The organism is Proteus vulgaris (assembly GCF_016239305.1).
Taxonomy (GTDB): Bacteria; Pseudomonadota; Gammaproteobacteria; order Enterobacterales; family Enterobacteriaceae; genus Proteus; species Proteus vulgaris_C.
This window is the reverse complement of the sequence record NZ_JAEHOQ010000011.1, coordinates 106642-126912: the sequence shown is the minus strand read 5'-3', so window position 1 is coordinate 126912 and position 20271 is coordinate 106642. Positions and strand designations below refer to the sequence as shown.

The window sequence follows — 20271 nt, the reverse complement described above, 5'->3', positions numbered from 1 at the left end:
AAGCACGTCTGGCTCAAGAAGCCGAAGCCCAGCGTTTAGCGCAAGAAGAAGCGCAACGCCAAGCAGAACTTAAAGCAGAGCAAGAGCGTTTAGAAGCCCAGCGCCAAGAAGCCGAACGCGCAGAACAAGCACGTCTAGCTCAAGAAGCCGAAGCTCAACGCCTTGCGCAAGAAAAAGAAAACGAACGCCTCGCTATTGCGCAAGCAGAAGCAGAAGATATTGGATCTTTACGCGAAGAAGTGCTTACAGATAAAGTTGTTGAGCAAGAAAAACCTAAAAAAGAAGGTTTCTTTAGCCGACTGAAAAAAGGCTTGCTGAAAACCCGGCAAAACTTAGGTTCAGGATTCTTTGGCCTATTTCGTGGTAAGAAAATTGATGATGAACTTTTTGAAGAGTTAGAAGAACAACTCTTAATCGCTGATGTGGGAATGGAAACCACCACTAAAATCATCACTAGCCTGACCAAACACGCAACACATAAAGATCTTAAAGATGCTGAGGCCCTTTATGGCAAATTGCGCGAAGAGATGGGCGAGATCTTAACGAAAGTGGATAAACCATTAAATATTGAAGGTAAAAAACCTTTTGTTATTTTAATGGTCGGAGTTAACGGTGTTGGTAAGACAACTACAATCGGAAAATTAGCACGACAATACCAAGCTGAAGGTAAATCTGTCATGTTAGCAGCAGGTGATACCTTCCGTGCTGCTGCTGTTGAGCAGTTACAAGTTTGGGGTGAGCGTAATAATATTCCTGTTGTAGCACAACATACAGGCGCTGATCCTGCATCGGTTATTTTTGATGCGATTCAATCAGCACAAGCAAAAGGTGTCGATGTTCTTATTGCTGATACCGCAGGACGATTGCAGAATAAATCCCATTTAATGGAAGAGCTGAAAAAAATCGTTCGTGTTATGAAGAAATTAGACGAAGAAGCGCCACATGAAGTGATGCTGACGTTAGATGCTAGTACCGGACAAAATGCAGTGAGTCAGACCAAACTCTTTAATGAAACAGTTGGGCTAACTGGATTAACATTGACTAAACTCGATGGTACAGCAAAAGGGGGGGTTATTTTCTCTATTGCTGATCAGTTTAGTATTCCTATCCGTTATATTGGGGTGGGTGAAGGTATTGAAGATCTACGTCCGTTTAAGGCCGACGATTTTATTGAGGCTCTGTTTGCCCGCGAGGAGTAGTTGTAATGATCCGCTTCGAACACGTCAGCAAGGCTTATTTAGGTGGAAGACAAGCATTACAGGGCGTTGATTTCCATCTTCGCCCTGGAGAAATGGCTTTTTTAACGGGTCACTCTGGTGCCGGTAAAAGTACATTGCTTAAGTTAATTTGTGGAATAGAACGTCCTAGTGATGGCGCTATTTGGTTTGCTGGACATGATATTAGCAGACTAAAAAATAGTGAGATCCCTTTTCTGCGCCGTCAAATCGGGATGATCTTTCAAGATCACCATTTATTGATGGACAGAACGGTTTATGACAATGTCTCTCTTCCTCTGATTATCGCTGGCGCAAGTGAAGAGGATATTCGACGTAGAGTTTCCGCAGCTTTAGATAAAGTTGGGCTTTTGGATAAAGCTAAAAATTATCCGATCCAACTTTCTGGTGGTGAACAACAGCGTGTGGGCATTGCTCGCGCTGTTGTGAATAAGCCAACGGTTTTACTCGCGGATGAACCAACGGGTAACCTTGATGGTGAGCTTTCAGAAGGCATAATGCGTCTTTTTGAGGAGTTTAATCGTGTTGGTGTCACAGTGTTAATGGCGACGCACGATATGTCTTTGATAGAACGTAGAAATTATCGCATTCTTACATTAGGGCAAGGCAGAATGGTGGGAGGACAAAATGGCTAAAGCAAAAAGTTCCCGTAAATCAATGCCAACGCCAGGCGCAAAAACCAAGGCGCTAAAAGGGGGAAGACGCGAACAATGGCGTTATGCATGGCGTAATACCATGGCTGACTTTTTGCGCCAACCGCTTTCTTCTTTTCTAACGGTAATGGTGGTTGCCATTTCATTAACATTACCTAGTATCTTTTATATTGTGTGGAAAAATGTTTCAACTGCAGCAGAGCAGTGGTATCCCACTCCACAATTAACGGTTTATCTCGATAAATCCCTCGATGATTCATTGGCTGAAGCGACCATCAAAAAAATAGAGGCTCTAGAAAAAGTAGGTGAAGTAAACTACCTTTCACGGCAAGACTCGCTGGTGGAATTCCGTTCTTGGTCTGGCTTTAGCAGTGCGTTAGATATGTTAGAAGAGAACCCATTGCCTGCAGTAGCGATTGTGACTCCAGTCATGGATCCGAATGATCAACAATTAATGGTGAATTTGCGTGATACAGTGGCGAAAATACCCGGTGTTGATGAAGTAAGAATGGATGATAGTTGGTTTACTCGGCTTTCAACGTTAACTTCGTTGGTTGGGCAAATCGCTTTAGTAATTGGTTCATTGATGGTTGTTGCTCTGTTACTGGTGATTGGAAACAGTGTACGCCTCAATATTTTCAGTCGTCGCGATACCATTAATGTGATGAAACTTATTGGTGCAACCGACGGTTTTATTATGCGCCCTTTTCTGAATTGGGGATTGATCCTCGGCTTTATTGGCGCTGTGTTTGCCCTGATTTTTTCTGCTCTATTAGTGTGGAAGCTTTCTGATGTGGTGACTCAAGCCGCGACGGTATTTGGTACTTCTTTTTCTATTTCAGGATTAGGATTTGATGAGTCAATTATTCTTATACTCGTAGCGATGACAATCGGCTGGCTTGCTGCATGGTTGACGACAATGCAGCATTTGCGTCAATTCACACCGGAATAATGAATTAAGGCATTTTGATACTTATCCTCTAAATAAAGAGAAGATATTTTTTATCAGGCTGGGTTACGCTAATATCGTCATCCAGCCATTTTATCAACGCCCCTTCTCTGGCATAATAATGCACGAAATCTTTTCTAAGGCAGGCTAACGCTCATGTTTGTCTCTGCATGGAAAAGTACAAAGATATGTAAACATAGATGCGAGATGAACCTTTAATCTTTATGCTGGTCAAATAGTCGTTATGATAAAAACACATCGTAAAAAACCTAACGGACTTCCTATTTAAGCTATATTTATAAGGCTCATCTGTTTTCCCTTACAGTAATAATCTTAATTATTTATTTGATTTTCATGAGGATTTGAATGACAAAAGAAATGCAATCCTTAGCATTGGTTCCGCAAGGCAGCATCGAAGCGTATATACGTGCAGCCAATTCCTATCCGATGTTAACCGCAGAGGAAGAAAAGGAACTCGCTGAACGGCTGCATTACGAGGGTGATTTGGATGCGGCAAGAACGCTTATCCTGTCACATCTGCGCTTCGTTATTCATGTTGCTCGCAGCTATTCTGGTTATGGTTTACCCCAAGCCGATCTTATCCAAGAAGGTAATATTGGCCTGATGAAAGCGGTGCGTCGCTTTAACCCAGAAGTGGGTGTCCGACTGGTCTCTTTTGCCGTACATTGGATCAAAGCAGAAATTCATGAATATGTGCTACGTAACTGGCGTATCGTGAAAGTCGCAACCACTAAATCTCAACGTAAGCTGTTTTTTAATCTACGAAAAAATAAAAAACGTTTAGGTTGGTTTAATCAAGATGAAGTGGAATTAGTTGCAAGAGAATTGGGTGTGTCAGAAAGTGATGTCCGAGAAATGGAATCACGAATGTCAGCGCAAGATATGGCATTTGATATGACTGCTGATGATAGTGATGACTCACATCCTATTGCTCCAGTACTCTTCTTAGAGGATAAGTCTTCTGATTTTGCCGACGGCATTGAAGAAGATAACTGGGATAATCATGCAACGGATAAACTGACCTCAGCAATTGAAACTCTTGATGAACGTAGCCAAGATATTATTCGTGCTCGCTGGTTAGATGATGATAACAAATCGACATTGCAAGATTTGGCGACAAAATATGGTGTATCAGCTGAACGTGTTCGCCAATTAGAAAAAAATGCGATGAAAAAATTGCGTTTAGCGATTGAAGATTAATGATATTTCTGACCACGTACACGCTCTCATAAAGTAGAGTATGTTATAAAAGCGATATGAAAATATCGCTTTTTTATTGTCTGGAGAATATAACGTGAAAATAGTTATCGCCCCTGATTCATTTAAAGAAAGTTTAAGTGCGAAAGAAGTTGCCGAATCAATCAAAGAGGGATTTTCACGCTATTTATCGGATGCGCAATATTATTGTATTCCTATGGCTGATGGCGGAGAAGGCACAGTTACATCATTGGTTGATGCAACTCAAGGGCGATTAATGACTACGCCAGTTAGCTCGCCTTTAGGCAAACAAGTAATAGCAACGTGGGGCCTTTTAGGTGATAACACTACTGCTGTGATTGAAATGGCACAAGCTTCTGGTCTTCATCTTGTTCCAGTATCTCAACGTGATCCCAATTTAACGACCAGCTATGGTACGGGCGAATTAATTAATGCAGCTCTTGAAATGGGTGTTAAAAAAATCATTTTGGGATTAGGTGGTAGTGCTACAAATGATGCAGGTGCAGGTATGATGCAAGCGCTTGGTCTTGGCCTTAAAGATAAATTCGGTTCCTCTTTACCTTTTGGTGGACTGGCATTAGCACAGCTTCATTCTATTGATATCACAACTCTTAACCCTAAACTTAAGCAAGTCGAAATCGAAATTGCTTGTGATGTAATAAATCCGTTGTGTGGAGAAAAAGGAGCATCAGCTATTTTTGGTCCTCAAAAAGGAGCGACCAAAGATGATATTGTACAACTTGATAAAGCCTTACATCATTTTGGTACTTATCTTGAGAAAATGACGCAACGCAACCTTATTAATATTGCAGGAAGTGGCGCTGCGGGCGGGTTGGCGTTACCGTTGCTTGCCTTTACGCAAGCAACGCTTTCGCCGGGAGTTGAACTGGTTGCTAAAGCGGTTGAATTAGAAAAATATTTTATTGATGCTGATTTAGTCATCACTGGAGAAGGCCGAATGGATAGCCAATCAGCACAAGGTAAAACGCCAATAGGGGTTGCTCTGCTCGCTAAAAAATATCACCTTCCTGTCATTGCTTTAGTCGGTGGCTATCTCCCTGATTATGATGTTGTTCATCAGCAGGGAATTGATGCTGTTTTCTCTATTGTACCGGGTGTTTCTACACTGGATGGTGCACTTCATAATGCGCAAAAGAATCTTAGTGAGACGGCTTATAATGTGGCTAGACTTTATACTATTCGTTCTCGTCATACTTCAAGTTGTAGCATTGTTGACTAATATTCACTCGCACTAGTCATATACTTATGTATGGTCCTAGCGACTCATTCACTTGTCGCCTACCTACACCTTGAATTATTTAGAATAAGAACGTTATCAAATATTGAGAGCATAAAGATCAGATTGTGGTGATGCACTAAATTGATGATGTGCTAAAAAAGCATGAGCAATATCATACCCGCTTTCTTCCGCTGATAAGCTTATTGCCTGCCAATGGGTAATATCAGGATAGGCACATAAGCATTGTGTCAGTAAGTAATGTCCAACACCACGACGACGAGTGACTTCTCTGACCATAAAATCAGTAATAACCGCTTTTTTATTCGATAATTTAACCCAGCAAGCTGCTAATAATCGCTCATTGAATCTAGCTACAAAGAGTGTATTTTCTGCGTTAATCTCGGTAGCTAATGCGGATTGATAACGTGCATCTTGCCAAATTTTTCCTAAATCAATGCGGTCTTGCTCTGAGAGCTGGGCCAGTTTTTCAATGGTCAGTTTCATTAAATATCCTGTTAGTTTGTAGTTTGTTTTTTTTCTTTTAATGAAGACATTAAGGTCTTTATGGTGAAACACAATGCCAAACTCGTTAAGATCACACAAGAATAAAAGACATATTCATAGTTATTGTCAGTCACAAAATAGACCGAAATCATAGGGCCAGCAGCCATTCCACAATAACGAATAAAATTATAAATCCCCATTGCGGTTGCTCTCATTGCACTAAAATAACCCGCTAATAATGTGGTATGTGTTGGCATTGTTAATCCTAAAGAAAGCCCATATAACACGGTTAAACCAAGCATTACAGGTAATGAGATTTGCCAAAAGAGTGCAAATAACGTCAACATAATCAGGTTGATACAAGAGGTAATAATCACACCATATTCCGCACTAAATAGATGGCAAATTTTACGGTAAAGATAGCTACCTAAGATAAGCGCAATCGACATAGGCACATATAATCCACCAATTTCAGTGCTGCTAAGTTGATAGAGATGAAAAGCAATTAAGGGTAAGAAAACCAGTAGACAAAAATAGTTATAAAACACCATAAAACTCATGACAAATACAGATTTACCCTCAGGAGCTATAAGCACTTGTTGCATTGCAGATATGCTTTTAAAGGTTTCTTTCTGTTCCGGGCGTGTTTCAGGTAAATAAAAGATATGTGTGATCAGTAATAAGAGACCGATAACAGCCAAGAAAATAAAAATGCCTTGATATTGATAATGTTGCGCTAAATATCCACCTAATAAAGGGCCACAAGCAGGTGCTAATGCTAATAGCATTTGGTACGATCCCATTGCTTTTGCGCGATCGTTTCCTTGATAAAGATCACCAAGAATAGTTGCAGCAACCACAGGAATAGCTGCAATACCGATAGCTTGGATCACACGCCAAAAAATTAATAAACCTATAGAGTCAGACCAAACACAACCTAATGCACCCACAATAGAAATTGCTAATCCACTGAGCAAAATTGGTTTTCTTCCCCACTTATCAATTAATGAACCATAAAATAGTTGCATAACAGCCATAGCAAAAGTAAATGCAGATACCGTCAGATTAACCAGTGATAACGTGGTATTAAATTGCTGTTGGATCAAGGGAAGTACAGGGGTATAAATATTTTGTGCTAAAGAACCCAATAGTGCGCTAAAGCAAATGAGATAAAACAAACTACGGATTGATAATTTCATTATATTGCCTCTTGTTATTTTGTTTCCATGGAAACAAAATAGATGATAGCGATATTTTGATTATTGTAAATACTTTTGGTACTATTTTTTTAAATATTTTTTCCAAGGAAACAAAATGACAAAAGAGAATGTAACAACACAAGACTTGTTAAAAGGGTTAAGTGATTTCTTGCATCTTAAAGATGAACATGTCAATGAGGAACATAAAAAAGTATTAGAAGATAAGGGGTTAGAGAATTATTCACTCACAGAATTACATGTTATTCATTGTATTGGTGAGGAGAGTATGAGAAATCTCACCACCATCAGTGAATATATGGCAATGACTCGAGGAGCTGTCTCAAAAATTTGTAGCCGATTACAAAAAAAAGGTGCGATTGAAAAAATAAAATTGGCAGACAATCAAAAAGAGATCTTTTTTATTTTAACCTCTGAAGGAGAGCAACTTTTTCATGCGCATGAGGTGCTACATCAACAATCTCAAGCAAAATGGTCTGCGTTATTTGAACAATATGATCAGCATGAAAGGCAGGCAATTAAACGCTTTTTTACCGATGTTACGGATCTTTTTCGTCATTCGTAACTGATAAGCCTGAAAAGAAAATCCCCCAATACCATAAGATATAGGGGGAAGGTCATTATTTCTTATCTGTAGCGATGCGATTACGGATATTATCAGCGCGCTCTTTTGATGGTGGGTGAGAATCAAACATACTTGAATCACCACCGCCTAATTTAGCGAGCTTCTCAAAGCCTGTAACCAACCCTGCCGTATTAACGCCACGTTTTGTTAACAGATCATAAGAGAAATTATCTGCTTCAGTTTCTTGATGTTGCGAGAATTGAGCATTAATTAATTTCTGGCCCATTTCAGCTAATTGAGAGCTACTTAATTGTGCTGCAACGCCACCCGCTGATGATGCTGCGGTACGTGCTGCAACTGTTGCGTGAGCAACTTGAATTGCTTTACGGGTATGACCTAAAGCAACGTGACCCATTTCATGACCTAAAACGCCTTCAACTTCGTTATCAGTCATCATGTCCATTAAACCACTATAAACACGAACACAACCATTAGCCATAGCCCATGCGTTCACATCTTTAGTCATGTAAACTTTGTAATTTACCGGAGTACCGTTAACTTCATTACCTAACGCCTTAGCGATGTTATTTAAGCGTTTGGTGTAAGTGCTATTAGCTGGCGCGACTTTATTTTGGGCATCCATTTCTTTACATGCATCATTTGTTAGTGCTTTGATATCATCATCGCTTAATGTTGCGGCTTGAAAAAGTTGGGTTCCAGATTTAGTCAGCATATCGGTATTGAGGTTTTGACAACCAGAGAGTAGTGCTGCTGATACCATCACTGTAGCAAGTAATTTAATTTTCATTTTTTAATTAAGTCCTTTTCTGCTTGGCAGTTTATATAATTGCGGATCAAATTCGAGCAGAAGAATAACAGCGCTTATCTATTGGTGCAATATAGGCATTTTATGAAAAAAATATTATCTCAATATATGTTTTTTCTTTTCTCAGAAGAAAAGTATTATTATTTCTTTCCTTAACTTGAGGAAAAAACGGATTAATAAATTTAACTTGTTTAAAATTAAGATAATTAATTAGTAGGTTAAGTTTAAAAAGATAAGATTTGTTGGTTAAATATTATATAAATCATTTAATTGTACTTACTTCAAGTGTAAGCGATGTTATTTTTATTTATTTGGAATAATATCAAAAGATCACTGTATTTAGCATAGTCTTTCATTTGTTTAATTCTGATAAAGTTTATATTTTTAACATTTATTGCTTTATTTTAAATAAATAGCGATGCTCAATACATCGCTATTAAGATTAAACTGAAAGTGAATAAAACGATATCAACATCTTATGAAACCATTAATTCACTGACGATCATAAAAGGACGATTAATACGTTTTCCAGTTTGCTCATCAAAGAAATGTAGGTTTTCAGGATGAATAGTAAGACCTATTTTATGACCAATATTGATACCATGATCGTTCGGTGCACGAATAACAACAGGTTGTTTTTGTTCATCGCAAGTAGTGGTATAAATCAAAACATCTGCACCTAATGCTTCAATAAATTCAACATCGGCATGAAAAAGAGGATGCTGGTGGCTAATGAGTAAATGTTCAGGGCGTAAACCTAATTTAATCGCTTGATAAGGAAGGTGCTGAGATGAAACAGCAATGTGCCCATCAGCGACTTCAATCACACCATGATTAATTGGGGTGTCTAAAATATTCATTGCAGGAGAGCCCATAAAAGTAGCGACAAACACGGAGGCGGGGCTTTTATAAATCTCTAACGGTGTACCCACTTGCTCTATATTTCCTTGGTTTAGTACCACCAACTTATCGGCTAATGTCATGGCTTCAACTTGATCGTGTGTAACGTAAATCGAAGTTGTTGAGAGTTTTCGTTGTAGCTTTTTTATCTCAAGGCGCATTTGTACACGTAATTTTGCATCAAGGTTAGAGAGTGGCTCATCAAATAAAAAGACTTTAGGTTTACGGACAATAGCTCGGCCCATTGCCACACGTTGTCGTTGCCCACCTGATAGCTCTTTGGGTTTTCTATCAAGTAAATGGCTGATTTCCAGCATTTGGGCTGCATTTGTGACAAGTTCTTCAATCTTTGCTTTTGGTGTTTTTCGATTACGCAAGCCATATGCCATATTGTTATAAACCGACATATGAGGATAAAGGGCATAGTTTTGAAAAACCATGGCGATATCACGTTCACTGGGTTCATGTTCATTAACACGCAAATTATCAATAAGTAAATCACCTTGTGTAATGGTTTCTAACCCTGCAATCATTCGTAGCAATGTTGATTTACCACAACCACTTGGGCCGACTAATACCACCATTTCGCCTTGCTCAATAGAAAGATTTAATTTTGAAATGGCTTGATGACCATTTGGGTAACGCTTTTCCAAATCAGTGAGAGTGACGGTTGTCATGTTATTTCTCCGTATCAATAAAGCCTTTTACAAAGGCTCTTTGCATCAGAATGACGATAAAGACAGGAGGCAACATCGCAATTAATGTGGTTGCCATAATTTTATTCCATTCAATAACACCATCGGAAACCGCAACCATCTGTTTAATACCCATCACAATAGTGTAATAGTGGGTATCTGTTGTGATCAGCATTGGCCAAAGATATTGGTTCCAGCCATAAATAAATGTGATAACAAACAAGGCGGCTATATTGGTACGTGAAAGAGGAAGTAAGATGGTGAAAAAGGATCTTATTGGACCTGCGCCATCAATTTTAGCTGCTTCAATAAGCTCTGGGGTGATAGTAAGAAAGAATTGGCGAAATAAAAAAGTAGCGGTAGCGCTGGCAATTAATGGAACCGTTAATCCTGCATAAGAATTCAGCATATTAAGGTTAGTAACAACCTCAAATGTCGGCATAATGCGAACCTCAACGGGTAGCATTAATGTAAAAAAGATAGTCCAAAAGGCAAGCATACGGCCCGGAAAGCGAAAAAATACAACGGCATAAGCCGATAAAATCGAAATCGTTAATTTTCCGATAGTGATCACTAATGCCATTATTAATGAATTCAACAACATACTATTAATTGAGATAGCACTATTTTGTGTTGTACCCGTTTGTGATAATAGCGTTTTAAAAATACTGAAACCTTCCGTACCGAACCAAAGCGGCGATCCTGTGGCAAATTCAGTATTTTGATGTGTTGTAGCGACAAGCGCTATCCACACTGGAAAAGCGACAGATAGAATGCCAACAATAAGAATAAAGTGGCAAAAAGCATGAAATAAAGGTCTGCGTTCAACCATTAGTAAGCCACCTTTTTCTCAACATAACGAAACTGGATCACGGTTAATATCGCGACAATAAACATTAAGATGACGGATTGTGCGGCTGAGGAGCCTAAATCTAATCCCACAAAACCATCGTTATAGACTTTATACACTAATGTTGATGTGCTACTTCCTGGGCCACCTTGTGTCATTGCATGAATAATGGCGAAAGTATCAAAAAAGGCGTAAGCAAAATTCACTACCAGTAAGAAGAAAGTGGTCGGTGAAATGAGTGGAAAACTTATTGTTATAAAGCGTTTAATAGGCCCACTGCCATCAATAGCAGCTGCTTCTAACAGTGATTTAGGCACAGATTGTAAGGCGGCGAGGAAAAACAAAAAGTTATAACTTATTTGTTTCCATGTTGCAGTTAAAATCACCATCCACATCGCGTGATGTGTATTCAGTACGGGATCCCAATTAATACCTATTTGTTTTAATAATTGGCTTAATATACCAATCGTGGGATCAAGCATAAATAACCAAAGAAAACCCGCGATAACAGGTGCAATGGCATAGGGTGAAATTAAGATCGTACGATAAACCAGTTTGCCTCGTAAAATTTGCTCGGCAATACCAGCCAGAACAAGTGCAGATAACATAGAGAGCAAGACAACACTCGTGCTAAAAATTAATGTCGTGATTAAACTGTCAAAATAGTAACTATTGCTAAATAAACGCTGAAAGTTTTCGAGGCCAACAAACTCACTACTCAGGCCAAATGCATCTTCTAATTGAAATGACTGAAAGAAAGCTTGCCCAGCAGGCCAAATAAAAAAGATAAGCGTGATAGCCAATTGAGGACAAATTAGCGCTAGAGGTAACCATTTTTGTTTAAAATAAATGGATTCAGAAGCCATACAATATCCAGTAAATCGATAAAAACAGAAGGCAAGCCGTTAAGCTCGCCTGATAAATGTGATCATTGAGTTCGTTCAAAACGGCGTAATTGCTCATTTCCACGAGTGACAGCATTATCCAATGCCGCCTGAGCGCTCTGTTTTCCTGACCAGACTTTCTCTAACTCTTCATCAACAATTTCGCGAGTTTGCAAAAAATTACCAAAGCGCAATCCTTTGGAGTTTGCGGTAGGTTCTGAGGTTGTCATTTGTAATATTGCAGTGTCAGCCCCAGGATTTTTCTGATAAAAACCTTGTTGTTGTGTCAACGCGTAAGCGGCTTTTGTAACAGGAAGATAACCTGTAGCTTGGTGCCAATCCGCTTGTACTTCTGGGCTTGAAAGATAGGTGAAGAATTTTGCTACACCGTTATATTCCGCATCAGGGCGTCCTGACATAACCCATAGCGATGCCCCACCAATAATGGTGTTGGCGGGTTTTTGCACAAGCGTATCGTCATAAGGTAATTGGCTAACACCAATATCAACTCCTTTCATATTCTCTTTAATACCAGCAAAACCGGCTGATGATTCCATCACCATGGCGCACTCTTGGGTATAAAATAAAGGCATTGAGTCGGACTGACGCCCACCATATTTGAAAATACCAGATTGAGACCAATCTGCCATTTGTTGAATATGAGCAACGAAAGGAGACTTATTAAATAGAAACGTTGTATCTAAGCCATCAAAACCATTATTTTTTGTCGCAATAGGCAAATTATTACGTGCCCCAAAGTTTTCTATTTGTGTCCATGATTGCCATGTGGTGGTAAAGCCACATTTCACACCTGAGTCGAGTAATTTTTGAGACACAACTTCCATCTCTTTCCATGTTTTAGGTGGTTGGTCTATACCTGCTTTTTTAAAGAGAGCCTTGTTGTAATAAAGCACAGGTGTTGAGCTATTAAAGGGCAGTGACATCATTTTGCCATCGCTGGTGGTGTAATAGCCTGTGACAGTAGATAAATAACTATTAGGATCAAAAGGCTCGTTAGTTTTTTCCATTAATTGGTAAACCGGAAAAACGGCTTTTTTAGCTCCCATCATGCTGGCTGTGCCGACTTCAAAGACCTGCACAATAGCGGGTTGGTTTTTAGCACGAAACGAAGCTACTGCACTGGTCATGGTTTCAGCATAAGTGCCTTTATAAACAGGTTTTATCTCATATTCAGATTGGCTTGCATTAAAATCAGAAGCGATTTGATTGACTTTCTGACCAAGTGCACCTCCCATTGCATGCCACCATTCAATTTGTGTTTTTGCGTGTGTAGGTGAAGTAAAGAGTGTCATCGCAACAGCAAGGCCCGTTATTGATTTTATCGACATGCAGTATTTCCTTTTAAATCGAGAGTTAAAGGTGCAATCTAGTTTGTGAATTACCCTAAATGTCATTTATGACAAAGGGGTGACAATTAAATGAAGAGTTATTGATGGTGTGACTGTCAAATTGCTGTCATAAATGGTTGTCATGATGTCGGCACAAATGAAAAGGAGAGAGAAATGAAGATAGCTGCTCACCGAGGTTTTTCTGGAAAAGCCCCTGAAAATACGTTAGCTGCATTTAAAATGGCGATTGATTTTGGGTGTGAATGGATTGAGACAGATGTGCAATTAACGGCAGATCATGTTCCTGTGCTTATTCATGATAAAACGGTTAACCGCTGCACGAATGGGCAAGGTGCTGTACGTTTTCATACTTTAGATGATTTACATCGCCTTGATGCAGGAAGTTGGTTTAGTTCACTTTATCAAGGTGAGAAAATTCCCTCTTTAAGACAAGGATTACAGTTAATTAAGCGTTCAGGTACAAAACTTAATATTGAGCTGAAAACATGGCCCGATGATGATATTGAACGCTTATGTTTAGCCGTCTCTGATATGATAAAAAGTGCAGATATTCCGAATGAGCAAATTTTATTTTCTTCTTTTGATACACAAGCTTTAATTGTGATGAAGCGATATCTGCCTTTTATTCGAAGAGGGCAATTATGGGATGAGATCCCCGATAATGCGTTAGAAATATTAAAAGCTATTGATGGTTTTAGTGTGCATTGTAATTACAAATATCTCACACAAGAACAAGCGCAATTGTTAAAACAAGCAGACTATGAAATTTATTGTTATACCCCAAATGATCCTGAAGAAGTGAAAGACTTTGAGCAATGGGGAGTTGATATGCTAATTACCGATATGCCTGATGTTTATCAACAGGATATTTATGATGTAGCAAAATGAAAAAGTACTAACTATCCCGCTTATTTGTATTGAATAAGGCGTTATTGATCTGTTTGATGACGCCTCTCATCTCCTTTCTTCCTCATTCTATTTAGCGAAATTAAATAAGAGAAATGTTGAGTAGTAGATGTTTTATTTACATTCTCTGTTATTATCCTGCGCAATTAATGAATAGATATTGTTCAACACGATAATGTTTATCTCATTAAAAGATAAAATAGGGTAAGTGGTTAGCGATATGGCGACCTTATTAACCCAACCTCTGAGAGTTGAGGTGCGTTATTTCTACTTTAATTGCCAATAATATAATTGAGAGTGAAACATGAAAGAACTCGTTGTTGTTGCCATTGGAGGCAACAGTATTATTAAAGACAATGCTAGCCAGTCTATCGCTCATCAAGAACAAGCAGTACAAGAGGTTGCAGCCCATATTAGTGATATGGTGGCTGAAGGGTATAATATTGTTCTTACTCATGGTAACGGACCACAAGTGGGGCTTGATTTACGTCGAGCGGAAGTTGCACATGTACAAGAAGGCTTACCATTAACACCATTAGCCAATTGTGTTGCGGATACCCAAGGGGGGATTGGTTATTTAATACAACAAGCGTTAACCAATAAGCTTCGTGCTCAACAAAATAAACAAGCGATCACCCTTATCACACAAGTTGAGGTGGATAAAAACGATCCTAATTTTGTTTCTCCGACAAAACCTATTGGTGCATTTTTTTCCGAACAAGAGATGATGCAATTAAAACAAGAAAATCCTCAATGGCATTTTGTTGAAGACTCTGGTCGTGGTTATCGTCGCGTTGTTGCCTCTCCTATTCCACAACATGTAATTGAATCTAATGCAATTAAATCATTATCAGAATATGGCTATGTTGTGATTGCTGTAGGGGGCGGGGGGATCCCGGTCATTAAAAATGAGCAAGGAAATTACCAAAGTGTTGATGCCGTGATTGATAAAGATCTGTCATCGACGCTACTGGCAAAAGAATTACATGCAGATATTCTGATTATTACAACAGGTGTTGAAAAAGTCTGTATTCATTTTGGTAAACCAGAACAAAAAGCGTTAGGTGAAACCTCTGTGATAGAAATGACTCAATATATGCATGAGGGGCATTTTCCTCCGGGTAGTATGCTTCCTAAAATCGAAGCAAGTTTGTCATTTTTAGCTACAGGTGGAAAACGTGTGATTATCACAACACCGGAAAAATTGGCTTCAGCCTTAAAAGGTGAAACAGGAACACATATTGTTGCTTAATTATCCTCATAAGTAGTGTTCGATTATATCTTTAATAAGCGCCTTATCTGTAAAAAGTAAGGCGCTTATTTTATCTGTGCATTTTTTAATGGATGACTAAATAGAGTGATTGGCGGGATAGGCTTTTGCGTAATGACGTGGATTTAGTCGTGAAAATAATCCTATTGTAATAATCACTAAAATGGCATGAAATGCCCATGCATAAGTAAAGCTTCCATCCGGTTGGCGCAATAGTACAGCGACCAATGGCCCAAATGCGGCAATAATAAAACCACCACCTTGCATTAATGCCGATAGTGCACCAGCCTGCCCGGGATCAGGGATGTGATCGAGTGCGACGATCATCATCATGGAAAAACATCCTCCTAAGCCACAACCTAAGAAAATGCTCCAAAGATAAGGCGCACTCATGGGGATCGTCATTATTGCGCCAAATCCAATAAATTGACTTATTAATGTCAGCATCAGCCAAAAACGTCGATCGTGATTTTTAGCGGCTAAAAATGGAATGATTAATGCTGCCGATGCTTGAAAAAGGGAAAGAATAGCAACAAGAGAGCCACTTTGGGCGCTTGGCATTCCTAACGACTGATAGAAAGGTGCCAGCCATGTTACCACCGAAGCATATCCCGCATTAACACAGCCAAATCCTAAGATAAGTAACCCTGTTCTAGGCCGCCAAATCAGGGTATTTAGTGATATTTTATTGGCAGAGGTGGCGCTATTTTTAATAGAAAAAAGAATAGCAACAAAAGCAAAGCCAGCAGGAAGTGCAAACCACGCCAAAGCACTTTGCCAATGACCATTGGGAGCGGTAAGAATAGGGGAAAGTTGAGCACCTAGTGCGCCTCCACCCATTAACATAGCGGAATATAACCCCATCATGATAGGTGTTCTATTTCCAAACCATCCTTTAATAATGCCAGGAAATACAGCTTGAATATAGGCGACACTTAAACCACAAAAGAGTGCTGTTAGTAATAGTTGATGACCATCAGAAACATAAGCACGAGAAAATGAGCCTATAAGTAGCATCAACATCGCCACTAACAGCCCTTTACGTACTTGAATATAAGATTGTAAAAAAGGAACGATTAATGCACCTATTCCCATTAAAAGCATGGGTAATAGTGTGAGTAAAGAGACTTGGCTATAACTCATTCCTGTTGAGGCAATAATATTGTCAATAACAGGGCCAGGGCCAGTTAAGAAAGGGCGTAAATTTATCCCAACTAAAATAATAGTAAGGATAATCTGCCATGTTTTTTTTCGTGGTAAGGCAGTCATTGTAATTCCCTGATAAACATAAATATTGTCTATTGTATAGACAATATTTGTATAAACAAATGGCTATATTGGTAATTTAGATTTTATTTACAGTAATCGAATATGGATTATATGCATTGTTAGGAGTATCAGTTAGGGATATCAGTAAGGTATTTTATGGTGGAGAAAGCAGTTCATTATAAAATAAGGCAATAAACAGATTTAAATCAGTTTATTGCCTTAATAAGAAAACGAGAGAATAACTATTGTTATGAAAGACAGCTAAATTCACGAATGAGTTGCGCTATTTTCTCTGCACCTTTGTTCGATTGCGTCAATGTTATGGTATAGATTTCGCTATTTTTATCAGTAATAACAATCTCTTTAGATATTTTTCCTTTGATAATCACATTCTCAATATCATCATAAGGAAGGTAAAAAGAGTCATATAATTTACTCAGAACGCAGTAAATCCCCTCTTCCGCTAAGACTACACCATGATCACCTTTACCAAAGACTGTTTCATCAAAGTAATAGCGAATATCGTTTGTATTGAATAATGGTTCACCCAATACATTCATCGCTTTTTGGTAGAAGTGCGTTACTTTTTTATTATCTAAATCGCTATGATGATAAAAATGTTGATCTTTATTTGTTTGATACTCAGTGACTTTAGCAAGAGACATATAGGTGACTTCGGATGATGTTTTTGAGGCGCTATCTTGCTGTTTTGGAGTAAGGTTTCCAGCAACAGAAGCAGTCACTGCACCAGCTCCTGGCAATATTGAGGTTGTGGTGGTGGTAATTGTTCTGGAAACTTCACGAGTGTAATTACTGACAACAGTGTCACCACGGACATAACCTGAGACGTTTTGTGTCACTCGGATAGGAGATGTGGTCGTATTGATCACTGTTCTAAAGGCCGAACGTACCGCTGAAACAATGGTAATAATTAATATGGCGATGAGTGGGGCAGAGATCCACATTAATGAAAGTTTAAAGAGTTGATCTTTGGTTGATGAGGCTTGTTTTTTTAATCGATTATTGTAGTTAAATGCGACAACAACATAAATAAGGCCTGCGATTATACGAGGAATATAATTAACCTCATAACGACTGGCCAATAAATCAACTAAGGGATAAGCTAAGCAAGCATAGAGAATGATACTAAAAACGGCTTCAGGAAAAAGACTTTTTATACTGTCTATGGCTTTGGCAATATTATAAATTATCCAGCCAATCAGGATAATCGGGCCGATAAAAGGAATAATACTGGCAACAATAATGATCAGAAAGCCTTTCAATATCCCCCAAACTATCTCTGATGCATGTCCTTCAGAAATAAGAAAATAGATAAAATAGGCAACAGATGAAAACATAATAATAGGTAGAATAAAAAATGATAACTCAGGCACGATAAAATTGGGTGCCCCTATTAATAGCATGATATAAAAACAGATATTTTTTGATTCATTATTAGAATAGTCAATTTCTGAATTGCTAGACATTATAGTACCTAAAGGGAGAACAATAATGGCGAAGATAATACATGATATTGACTTTTAATAGATACAGTTTAATTACGCATTTTATAAACTATGATTTAAATAATAAATATTTAACATAAGTAAAATATAATTTCTATTATTTAGGAAATATAGGTGATAAATATTTTTTAATGATATAAAAGAGATAAAATGTGAAATACAACTTTATATTGATGATTGTTATTAGTATATCTTATAAAAAACAATATTATTTATAACTTATTGATAAAGATAAACATTATCTATTATTAAATAAATGCTTATCTGAATAATATATTGATACTAACATTAAAATAAGTGATTTTACGGTTGAGCTTTACCTATATAACCCAACTTCCATTGCTTGATCTGACTTTTGGGATTAATTAATGTGAATTCATAGTGTTCAAAATGAGAAAGTACTTTTTTAAATTCATTCGTCGCTTTATCTAAATCCCATGATTTAGGAAAATAAAAACCATCAAAAGGAATATTTTCTAATCTTGCAATAAACTGATGGATAAATTCATCAAATCCTGCGTAAGTTAGCGCGATTTTACCAGTCCAATCAATGTGAAAGGTATTATTGGTTTGGCGCTGGAAGGTGATTTGATGTTTTGTACACTCATCATGCCCTAACAAATAAAGACTAAAAGCAGGAACTTCTGTTTTTTCTTCATTCTCATCTATATCACTATTGATTTGAGGAACAATATCAACATTAAATTGATGATGAAATAAGCTATCAAAATCGAATGGTGTCTTTCCTGTACTAAGTAAAATACCTTGGTCGTCAGACCAATAAGTTGAAGAGAGAGTACAGCAGTGATAATTATCCCAGACAATTTGATCTTGCCAGTGTGCAAGACTGGTATATTCTTGCTCATCTTCTGACTCATCCTCATCTATATCTGCACAATAATCTTCACCCTCACTTAAATAGTAATCAGCACTTCTAAGGTGGAGATCAAACCAAAGTTGCCCATGTTTATCTAATCGTCCAGACCAGACAAACTCTTTGATTGCGTGAGGTTTAGGATAAGCACTATCAATAAAAGTAATGGTATGTGAAGGCGTTGTCATTATTATGGTCTTATTAGTGTCACATTTTTATCACGTAACTAAAGTGATAGAAATTGGCTGAGTTATGATAAAAAGAAAGTAAAGATAAAATACCATAAATTGAGCTATAAAAAGGAGATCAAATTAGTGAGGATAGAATGTTAACTGCATTAAATCAGTGGTTACCAATACCTTTATGTTCGGTAAATCGAGGAGAAGATAAGGAGTGGCCACTTATTGATAATCAATACACCTTTCCTCAAGACTATATTGAATTTGTCTCGCAATATGGTTCAGGACAAATAGCTAATTTTATTACGTTGTTTAATCCATTTAGTGAGGATGAGTATCTTAATTTCTTTCAGCAAAAAGAGGTCGTCCTCGAGGATTTTAATTCATTAATACAAGCTGATCCTGATTATTATACTTTTCTTTTGTACCCTAAAAATAATGGGCTGTTACCTATTGGTGAGACTGATAATGGTGACACGCTTTTTTGGGTTGTTTCATCTAATGATAGCAATTTATGGACAATAGCAATTATTTCATCCAGAGCCTCTGAGGTGGAATTTATTGCAGAAAGTTTGACGGGATTTTTAGAAGGCGTGTTATCAAAACGAATACGTTGTCATTCATTTCCGATGGGTTTTCCACTAGCGAATAATTACGTTGAGTTCGTTTAGTAATTGGTTTCATTGCACTCTCCAATCTTAGATTGGAAAAGTGTTAACCTTATTTAGGACAGGTCATAAGTGACAAAAAAGCCTTTTCTGGAAGCCAGAAAAGGCTTTTTACAAAAATAGACCTAACTGACTAGGATCAGTTCATGCCGTATTTTTTCAGTTTCTTACGCAGTGTGCCGCGGTTAATGCCCATCATTTGTGCTGCACGCGTTTGGTTGCCACGGGTGTACTGCATTACCATGTCCAACAATGGCTGTTCAACTTCAGCCAATACTAGCTCATATAAGTCATTAACATCTTGACCGTTTAATTGAGCAAAATAGTTCTTCAGTGCTTGTTTAACTGAGTCACGTAAAGGTTTTTGGGTCACCTGATCTTGTGAATTTACGGTGGCAACTGTTAGTACGTCTGAATTTACGCGTTGTTCGAACATAGTTCTGTCAGCTCTT

20 protein-coding genes are annotated in these 20271 nt (G+C 38.1%); 9 read left to right on the top strand and 11 right to left on the bottom strand.

Annotated features, from left to right (window positions below; genetic code table 11):
* From ftsY to JEP40_RS10155, 5 genes are all read left to right on the top strand, one after another.
* A partial coding sequence (gene ftsY / locus JEP40_RS10175; RefSeq protein ID WP_198623468.1) for a signal recognition particle-docking protein FtsY occupies positions 1 to 1199 on the top strand: 1199 nt, incomplete at its 5' end.
* Between the two features lie 5 nt (positions 1200 to 1204).
* Positions 1205 to 1870, top strand: coding sequence for a cell division ATP-binding protein FtsE (gene ftsE / locus JEP40_RS10170; RefSeq protein WP_023583735.1), 666 nt, complete (start codon positions 1205 to 1207; stop codon positions 1868 to 1870).
* Complete coding sequence (gene ftsX / locus JEP40_RS10165; protein WP_198623467.1) at positions 1863 to 2840, top strand: permease-like cell division protein FtsX; 978 nt, start codon at positions 1863 to 1865, stop codon at positions 2838 to 2840. The genes ftsE and ftsX overlap by 8 nt, the downstream gene beginning before the upstream one ends.
* 363 nt (positions 2841 to 3203) lie before the next feature.
* Entirely contained in the window at positions 3204 to 4058 is an 855-nt protein-coding gene (gene rpoH, locus JEP40_RS10160; RefSeq protein WP_072069811.1) for an RNA polymerase sigma factor RpoH, read from the top strand.
* 94 nt (positions 4059 to 4152) lie between these two features.
* Entirely contained in the window at positions 4153 to 5316 is a 1164-nt protein-coding gene (locus JEP40_RS10155; protein WP_198623466.1) for a glycerate kinase, read from the top strand.
* A 96-nt stretch (positions 5317 to 5412) separates the two neighbouring features.
* On the opposite strand, the gene panM is transcribed toward JEP40_RS10155, so the two are convergent.
* Together panM and JEP40_RS10145 are read right to left on the bottom strand one after the other, a co-directional pair.
* Positions 5413 to 5820, bottom strand: coding sequence for an aspartate 1-decarboxylase autocleavage activator PanM (panM, locus tag JEP40_RS10150; RefSeq protein WP_198623465.1), 408 nt, complete (start codon positions 5818 to 5820; stop codon positions 5413 to 5415).
* Positions 5821 to 5831: 11 nt separating this feature from the next.
* The gene (locus JEP40_RS10145) at positions 5832 to 7019 is read right to left on the bottom strand and encodes an MFS transporter (protein WP_198623464.1); all 1188 of its coding nucleotides are present in this window, start codon (positions 7017 to 7019) and stop codon (positions 5832 to 5834) included.
* A gap of 115 nt (positions 7020 to 7134) precedes the next feature.
* Here JEP40_RS10145 and JEP40_RS10140 point away from each other — a divergent pair, with 115 nt between their 5' ends.
* Entirely contained in the window at positions 7135 to 7602 is a 468-nt protein-coding gene (locus JEP40_RS10140) for a MarR family winged helix-turn-helix transcriptional regulator (protein WP_198623463.1), read from the top strand.
* Between the two features lie 55 nt (positions 7603 to 7657).
* Here JEP40_RS10140 and JEP40_RS10135 read toward each other — a convergent pair whose 3' ends face one another.
* The 5 genes from JEP40_RS10135 to ugpB form a co-directional block, all read right to left on the bottom strand.
* Positions 7658 to 8410, bottom strand: a complete 753-nt coding sequence (locus JEP40_RS10135) for a M48 family metallopeptidase (RefSeq protein ID WP_198623462.1) — start codon at positions 8408 to 8410, stop codon at positions 7658 to 7660.
* A gap of 494 nt (positions 8411 to 8904) precedes the next feature.
* On the bottom strand, positions 8905 to 10005 hold the full coding sequence (ugpC, locus tag JEP40_RS10130) for a sn-glycerol-3-phosphate ABC transporter ATP-binding protein UgpC (RefSeq protein ID WP_198623461.1): 1101 nt from the start codon (positions 10003 to 10005) through the stop codon (positions 8905 to 8907).
* A gap of 1 nt (position 10006) precedes the next feature.
* A complete protein-coding gene (gene ugpE, locus JEP40_RS10125; RefSeq protein ID WP_198623460.1) occupies positions 10007 to 10855 on the bottom strand; it encodes a sn-glycerol-3-phosphate ABC transporter permease UgpE in 849 nt (282 codons plus the stop codon).
* The gene (gene ugpA, locus JEP40_RS10120; protein ID WP_198623459.1) at positions 10855 to 11739 is read right to left on the bottom strand and encodes a sn-glycerol-3-phosphate ABC transporter permease UgpA; all 885 of its coding nucleotides are present in this window, start codon (positions 11737 to 11739) and stop codon (positions 10855 to 10857) included. The genes ugpE and ugpA overlap by 1 nt, the downstream gene beginning before the upstream one ends.
* 62 nt (positions 11740 to 11801) lie before the next feature.
* On the bottom strand, positions 11802 to 13106 hold the full coding sequence (ugpB, locus tag JEP40_RS10115; RefSeq protein ID WP_198623458.1) for a sn-glycerol-3-phosphate ABC transporter substrate-binding protein UgpB: 1305 nt from the start codon (positions 13104 to 13106) through the stop codon (positions 11802 to 11804).
* A gap of 174 nt (positions 13107 to 13280) precedes the next feature.
* Between ugpB and JEP40_RS10110 the strand changes: the two genes are divergently transcribed.
* The gene (locus JEP40_RS10110) at positions 13281 to 14015 is read left to right on the top strand and encodes a glycerophosphodiester phosphodiesterase family protein (protein WP_198623457.1); all 735 of its coding nucleotides are present in this window, start codon (positions 13281 to 13283) and stop codon (positions 14013 to 14015) included.
* A gap of 322 nt (positions 14016 to 14337) precedes the next feature.
* Positions 14338 to 15285 carry a carbamate kinase family protein gene (locus tag JEP40_RS10105; RefSeq protein WP_198623456.1) on the top strand — a complete coding sequence of 316 codons (948 nt, stop codon included), beginning with the start codon at positions 14338 to 14340 and terminating at the stop codon, positions 15283 to 15285.
* Positions 15286 to 15381: 96 nt separating this feature from the next.
* Here JEP40_RS10105 and JEP40_RS10100 read toward each other — a convergent pair whose 3' ends face one another.
* The 3 genes from JEP40_RS10100 to JEP40_RS10090 all read right to left on the bottom strand — a co-directional run bounded on the left by JEP40_RS10100 (position 15382) and on the right by JEP40_RS10090 (position 19160).
* On the bottom strand, positions 15382 to 16572 hold the full coding sequence (locus JEP40_RS10100) for a cyanate transporter (protein WP_198623455.1): 1191 nt from the start codon (positions 16570 to 16572) through the stop codon (positions 15382 to 15384).
* Positions 16573 to 16820: 248 nt separating this feature from the next.
* Positions 16821 to 18059: a hypothetical protein gene (locus tag JEP40_RS10095; protein ID WP_198623454.1), complete on the bottom strand. Its 1239-nt coding sequence runs from the start codon at positions 18057 to 18059 to the stop codon at positions 16821 to 16823.
* Between the two features lie 342 nt (positions 18060 to 18401).
* Positions 18402 to 19160: a hypothetical protein gene (locus JEP40_RS10090; protein WP_198623453.1), complete on the bottom strand. Its 759-nt coding sequence runs from the start codon at positions 19158 to 19160 to the stop codon at positions 18402 to 18404.
* Between the two features lie 137 nt (positions 19161 to 19297).
* Here JEP40_RS10090 and JEP40_RS10085 point away from each other — a divergent pair, with 137 nt between their 5' ends.
* Complete coding sequence (locus tag JEP40_RS10085; RefSeq protein WP_198623452.1) at positions 19298 to 19822, top strand: SMI1/KNR4 family protein; 525 nt, start codon at positions 19298 to 19300, stop codon at positions 19820 to 19822.
* 136 nt (positions 19823 to 19958) lie between these two features.
* Here JEP40_RS10085 and fis read toward each other — a convergent pair whose 3' ends face one another.
* Positions 19959 to 20255: a DNA-binding transcriptional regulator Fis gene (gene fis, locus JEP40_RS10080; RefSeq protein WP_004245342.1), complete on the bottom strand. Its 297-nt coding sequence runs from the start codon at positions 20253 to 20255 to the stop codon at positions 19959 to 19961.
* Positions 20256 to 20271 lie beyond the last annotated feature (16 nt).

Coding starts and splice junctions, on each gene's coding strand:
- ftsE (WP_023583735.1), top strand. CDS start 1,205: ATGATCCGCTTCGAACACGTCAGCAAGGCTTATTTAGGTGGAAGACAA.
- ftsX (WP_198623467.1), top strand. CDS start 1,863: ATGGCTAAAGCAAAAAGTTCCCGTAAATCAATGCCAACGCCAGGCGCA.
- rpoH (WP_072069811.1), top strand. CDS start 3,204: ATGACAAAAGAAATGCAATCCTTAGCATTGGTTCCGCAAGGCAGCATC.
- panM (WP_198623465.1), bottom strand. CDS start 5,820: ATGAAACTGACCATTGAAAAACTGGCCCAGCTCTCAGAGCAAGACCGC.
- JEP40_RS10145 (WP_198623464.1), bottom strand. CDS start 7,019: ATGAAATTATCAATCCGTAGTTTGTTTTATCTCATTTGCTTTAGCGCA.
- JEP40_RS10140 (WP_198623463.1), top strand. CDS start 7,135: ATGACAAAAGAGAATGTAACAACACAAGACTTGTTAAAAGGGTTAAGT.
- JEP40_RS10135 (WP_198623462.1), bottom strand. CDS start 8,410: ATGAAAATTAAATTACTTGCTACAGTGATGGTATCAGCAGCACTACTC.
- ugpC (WP_198623461.1), bottom strand. CDS start 10,005: ATGACAACCGTCACTCTCACTGATTTGGAAAAGCGTTACCCAAATGGT.
- ugpE (WP_198623460.1), bottom strand. CDS start 10,855: ATGGTTGAACGCAGACCTTTATTTCATGCTTTTTGCCACTTTATTCTT.
- ugpA (WP_198623459.1), bottom strand. CDS start 11,739: ATGGCTTCTGAATCCATTTATTTTAAACAAAAATGGTTACCTCTAGCG.
- ugpB (WP_198623458.1), bottom strand. CDS start 13,106: ATGTCGATAAAATCAATAACGGGCCTTGCTGTTGCGATGACACTCTTT.
- JEP40_RS10110 (WP_198623457.1), top strand. CDS start 13,281: ATGAAGATAGCTGCTCACCGAGGTTTTTCTGGAAAAGCCCCTGAAAAT.
- JEP40_RS10105 (WP_198623456.1), top strand. CDS start 14,338: ATGAAAGAACTCGTTGTTGTTGCCATTGGAGGCAACAGTATTATTAAA.
- JEP40_RS10100 (WP_198623455.1), bottom strand. CDS start 16,572: ATGACTGCCTTACCACGAAAAAAAACATGGCAGATTATCCTTACTATT.
- JEP40_RS10095 (WP_198623454.1), bottom strand. CDS start 18,059: ATGTCTAGCAATTCAGAAATTGACTATTCTAATAATGAATCAAAAAAT.
- JEP40_RS10090 (WP_198623453.1), bottom strand. CDS start 19,160: ATGACAACGCCTTCACATACCATTACTTTTATTGATAGTGCTTATCCT.
- JEP40_RS10085 (WP_198623452.1), top strand. CDS start 19,298: ATGTTAACTGCATTAAATCAGTGGTTACCAATACCTTTATGTTCGGTA.
- fis (WP_004245342.1), bottom strand. CDS start 20,255: ATGTTCGAACAACGCGTAAATTCAGACGTACTAACAGTTGCCACCGTA.